General features: G+C 37.0%; 3 protein-coding genes and 1 pseudogene. 1 reads left to right on the top strand and 3 read right to left on the bottom strand.

Going from position 1 to position 4,622, the window contains the following annotated elements:
* Window positions 1-120: 120 nt before the first annotated feature.
* Complete coding sequence (locus AC1DCY_RS26835; RefSeq protein WP_477355633.1) at window positions 121-1,344, top strand: IS110 family RNA-guided transposase; 1,224 nt, start codon at window positions 121-123, stop codon at window positions 1,342-1,344.
* A gap of 173 nt (window positions 1,345-1,517) precedes the next feature.
* On the opposite strand, the gene AC1DCY_RS26830 is transcribed toward AC1DCY_RS26835, so the two are convergent.
* The 3 genes and pseudogenes from AC1DCY_RS26830 to AC1DCY_RS26820 all read right to left on the bottom strand — a co-directional run bounded on the left by AC1DCY_RS26830 (window position 1,518) and on the right by AC1DCY_RS26820 (window position 4,549).
* Window positions 1,518-2,171 carry a zf-HC2 domain-containing protein gene (locus AC1DCY_RS26830; RefSeq protein ID WP_477355630.1) on the bottom strand — a complete coding sequence of 218 codons (654 nt, stop codon included), beginning with the start codon at window positions 2,169-2,171 and terminating at the stop codon, window positions 1,518-1,520.
* Window positions 2,158-2,652 (bottom strand): RNA polymerase sigma factor, encoded by a 495-nt coding sequence (locus AC1DCY_RS26825; protein WP_477355636.1) that lies wholly within the window; start codon window positions 2,650-2,652, stop codon window positions 2,158-2,160. Before AC1DCY_RS26825 ends, AC1DCY_RS26830 begins: the two co-directional genes overlap by 14 nt.
* Window positions 2,653-3,299: 647 nt before the next feature.
* Window positions 3,300-4,549, bottom strand: a pseudogene (locus tag AC1DCY_RS26820) (IS110 family RNA-guided transposase).
* Between the last annotated feature and the right edge of the window lie 73 nt (window positions 4,550-4,622).

Below are 4,622 nucleotides of genomic sequence, written 5' to 3'. Positions count from 1 at the left end.
CAACGACCACGGTGTATCACTGACTGTCGCTCCCTCACGGGAAGCACTCATGGGAGATTCATCCTACTCAGGTTGCTGCACCAGCCTCTAATTTGATTGGCCGTAGAAAGGATGTTTCTAATGGAAGTCATCATTGAACGTGCATGTGGTATGGATATTCATAAGGATTCGATTACCGCATGTATTATGACACCAGAAGGCAAAGTGATTCAAAGCTTTTCTACTAAAACGGTTTTTTTATTGCAATTGATTGAAAGGATTAAAGAACACGGTTGTACTCACGTAGCTATGGAAAGTACAGGTGTATTTTGGAAGCCTATTGTAAACATACTCGAGGCTGAGAATATCGAATTTTTAGTTGTAAATGCCCAACATTTCAAAGCGGTTCCCGGTCGTAAGACTGATGTTAAAGATGCAGAATGGATCGCCAAGTTACTTCGTCATGGATTACTCAAAGCTAGTTTCATTCCAGATCGCACCCAACGTGAATTACGAGAATTAGTTCGGTATCGTCGGAGTATGATTGAAGAACGCGCGAGACAACATAACCGCATTCAAAAGGTACTCGAAGGTGCGAATATTAAACTTGGTTCTGTTGTATCAGATGTGATGGGAGTTTCCTCTCTTGATATGCTTCGTGCCATTGCCGAAGGTGAAGATGATCCAGAAAAGTTGGCTGGCTTCGCTAGACGTACAATGAAAAAGAAAAAAGCAGAGCTTGAACTCGCACTTCGTGGCTATATCCAACCACATCAACGACTAATGATTAAAACCATTCTTACTCATATTGATTTTCTGACTGCACAAATTGAATTGTTAAATCAAGAAGTAGCTTGCCGACTTTCTACACACCAAGAAGATATCGAAAGATTGGATTCTATTCCAGGGATCGCCACTCGAATGGCAGAACAAATCCTAGCTGAAATCGGAACTGATGTAAAAAAGCAATTTCCAAGTGCAGCACATCTCTGTTCTTGGGCAGGACTAGTACCTGGACACAACGAAAGTGCAGGTAAAAGGAAATCCTCTGCTATGAAGAAAGGCAATAAATATTTGAAAGCTGCTCTAATCGAAGCAGCTCATTCCGTCAGAGGATCTAAAACCTATCTAGGCGCATTATATAGACGGACTGCAGCCCGAAAGGGTAAAAAGCGAGCAGGCATATCTGTAGCTCATGCCATTTTACGAATTGCTTATTACCTTCTAACACGGAAAGAAATGTATGTAGACTTGGGCGAAGACTACTTTGATAAACAAAAAGAACAATCCATTATTCGATATTCTGTTCGGAGACTTGAAAGTTTGGGTTACAATGTGACCATCACTGAACTGGGTGCTTCTTAATATAATCTAAACCAGATCTCTATTTTAGGCGCTACCATTTTTTTGAATATAAAGGTCGCGTTTATTTTAGCATGGACTTTTTTAGTGCCAGAGATTTTATTTTCATGGGAGTTTAAGTACATTCTTTCACAAAGAACAATTCTAAGTCCTATTCTAAATTCTCATAATTTGTTTTATTTTTCCCAAATCAATACCGCTCGTTCTAAAATTGAATCCCAAGAATCTTTTCCAGCAGTAATTTTTTCAGTATCGAATTCTGCATAGTACACCGCATCCACGTTTTCACTTTCAGGAAGGTTAGAGGTATATTCTCGTTCATTATCTTCATTATTAAAAAGGTTTCTTGAAGGCGAATCGGCAATTGTTTTTTTGTAAAAAATAAAACTCACATTCTTTTTTTCTCCATCAATTTCAAGGGGCATAGGATGTGTTTCGTGAACTCCTGAATAACCTTTACCATAATAATGAGAAACCAGTTTATTATCATTTTGCTTTTCAATTTTGATTAGATTCTTTGAATACGGAATAACAGTTTCATAATAAACAACATAAGCAAACACTCCATATAAAATAAAAGCCGTTGCTAAAGCAGAAATGATAGAAATTTTCAATTTTTTATTACGCCATTTTTTATTAATCTTTTTAAAAATAGGGGCCTTATTTTCTGCTGGAATAAACAGTTCACGTCTCATTGCTTCAAATTCTTTTTGACATTTTTCACAATGCAATAAATGCTCCTCTATCATTTCTTTTGTATCTTGGCTAACTACCTCATCTATATAGAGAGGTAAAACATCCTGTATAATTGTACATTTAGTTTCTCTCATATTCCATCTCCTCCATATAATCGATAATTTGTTTCCTAGCTCTATAAAAAGTCACCCTTGCCCATCCAGCGCTTTTCCCAAAGAGACGCCCTATTTTCTCAAAAGGCAATTCACCAAAGGTACGGAGTGAAAAGACTTCCTTATATGGTTCATTCATCGAGTGAAGAAACTGATGAACTGTGAAGGCATCTTCCTCATTCATCAAGTGCTTTACAATTTGAACTCCTGTCATTGCTGCTTCTTTTTCTTCTAAATCGATTTGCTTCTTCTTTTTTTTGTAGTGCGAGAAGTATGTATTTTTTGCAATTGTAAAAAGCCAAGCTCGAATATCTTTAGAACCATCGAAATTTTCAATTGCCTTCATCGCTTTTAAAAAAGCTTCTTGCGTAATTTCTTCAGCTATACTTTCATCATTGCTTAAAGATTTGATATATAAATAAACTTCTTGAAAGTAATCGCGATAGATCTCCTCAAAGTCCATTCTTTTCACCTCCCTCACTTATATAACTCCTAGAATTTAATTTCGTTACAAAAATTTAGAACTTATTTACACTTAGAGCCAAATATATTTTCTCAAGCACCAATCTCTAACTAATCTAGGTTCACCATAATGTAGATATTTCTCATCAAAAAAATAAGCATATTCAAAAGAATATACCTGTATCATTTATTAACAATAACACTACTCGCTTTTGATATGATTCACCGCGACTAATATTAAATTCATTCCTAAAAACAGAATTTCTTATTGAACTAAACTCCCTCTATAAACATTGATGCATCAACGGTTTCCATCACTTCGTGATGAAGAAAAAATAATTTTTCACTTCATTTAAAAACAGTGTTTTGAATTTATTGTTTTATTTTACAAGTTAGCTGTACGCTTCGCTAAAACTAATGGAAATCATTAGCTTTTTTATCCACTATGTGATGCACAATGGATCTCTGCGATACTTATGACGACGTACCCTCCCATGTCTCTTAGCGTCATTTGCGCTTACATTCCTTCGTTCGGTCTATTCATAAGGCAGAGGCCTGCTATGCTGCTCCGGAGACTCATAGTCTGAGTTTAGTTATTTTGCTGGCTTCTCCGTGTCATCCTTTTTTTTTAGTTCGATGAAGAATTGATTACGCTGCCTCTACGAGACAGTAGAGGTCATTCATCATATGTTGCTCGTTAAAAAAGACTTTCTTTTTGCATATGCCATGTAATACCTTCAGTAATTTACCACAGAGTATCACCATTGACTGCTTTCCCCGTAAGGGATTTTGTTGTCGTGTTATGTAGTATTCATGAAGCTGTTTAAACGCTTCGTTATGACGAATTAGCGGTACTATTACTTTGAATAAGGTGTTTCTGAGCTTCTTTCGTCCTCGTTTAGATATATGTTTTTGTCCCTTAAGTTGACCAGACGAGCTTTCACGTAATGTTAATCCCGGTAGTTTTATAAGTTGGCGTGGATTTTCATAAAGTGAGAAGCTTCCTACTTCTGATAGTAAATCAACGATTGTCGCATCTCCTAAACCAGGAACTGAAGCGAGTATTTCATACTCCATTGTTGTTTGTGCTATTTCTGCTAATTGATTATTAACAGTTTCAATTTCAGTTTCTAATAATCGATACTGACGTAATAACGTGGCGATTTCGTGTTGGGCCATCTGTGTTCCTTCTGTCAGTCCGATAGAGCTTTTCGCGGCTTCGATAAGAAGCTTGGCTTTCGGTAACTGTGGGACTCTCATTCCCTTTACCTGTCGGTAAAGAAAGACTAGCTCTTCAGCTGTTTTCTCTTTAATATCTTTTGGTAATGGCGTCATTTCTAGTGTTGCAAGTGCCATCTTCCCGAAATTAGGAAAGACTTGAGTAAACTCTGGAAAGTAGCGATCAAGCCAACGAATGATTCGATTTTTAATACTAGCCAAATCCTCCGTCAATTTTGAACGAAGAGTAGAACCTATACGAAGCTCAGCTTCAATGTCTTTCAATATACGTGGATAACTGAAACGTCCATCCTTTAATAAACGAGCGATGACTAGTGCATCTTTTTTATCGTGCTTTGTCGGTAAGTTATCATCTAGTTCTTTTGAACGTCTTACGTGCATTGGATTCACCATGACAAGTGGGATTCTATATTGATCTAAGAAATAGGCTAAGTTCATCCAGTAGTGACCTGTAGGCTCAATCCCTATTATTACTTCAGTTTTCTTAGCTTCCTTCATCGTTTGCCTTCTTTCGATTGATGTACCGCAAAGGCTTTTTCTACTACTCGCCCCCGTTCATCGACAAAGCATGCGTAATGAATACGCTTGGCAATATCCATACCGACAACGAGTGTATTTTCAGTAACTTGATTAATTTTATTATTCCATTTAAAATGCATAAAGGAGTCCTCCTTGTTTGATGATGGGTCAATGGTCGTTGACACTCATGCATCATACTAGAGGGCTCCTTTT

This window comes from Lysinibacillus sp. 10T31 (genome assembly GCF_056394365.1).
Note: the sequence above shows the minus strand (reverse complement) of the source record. Positions and strands in the feature narration are given on the sequence as shown.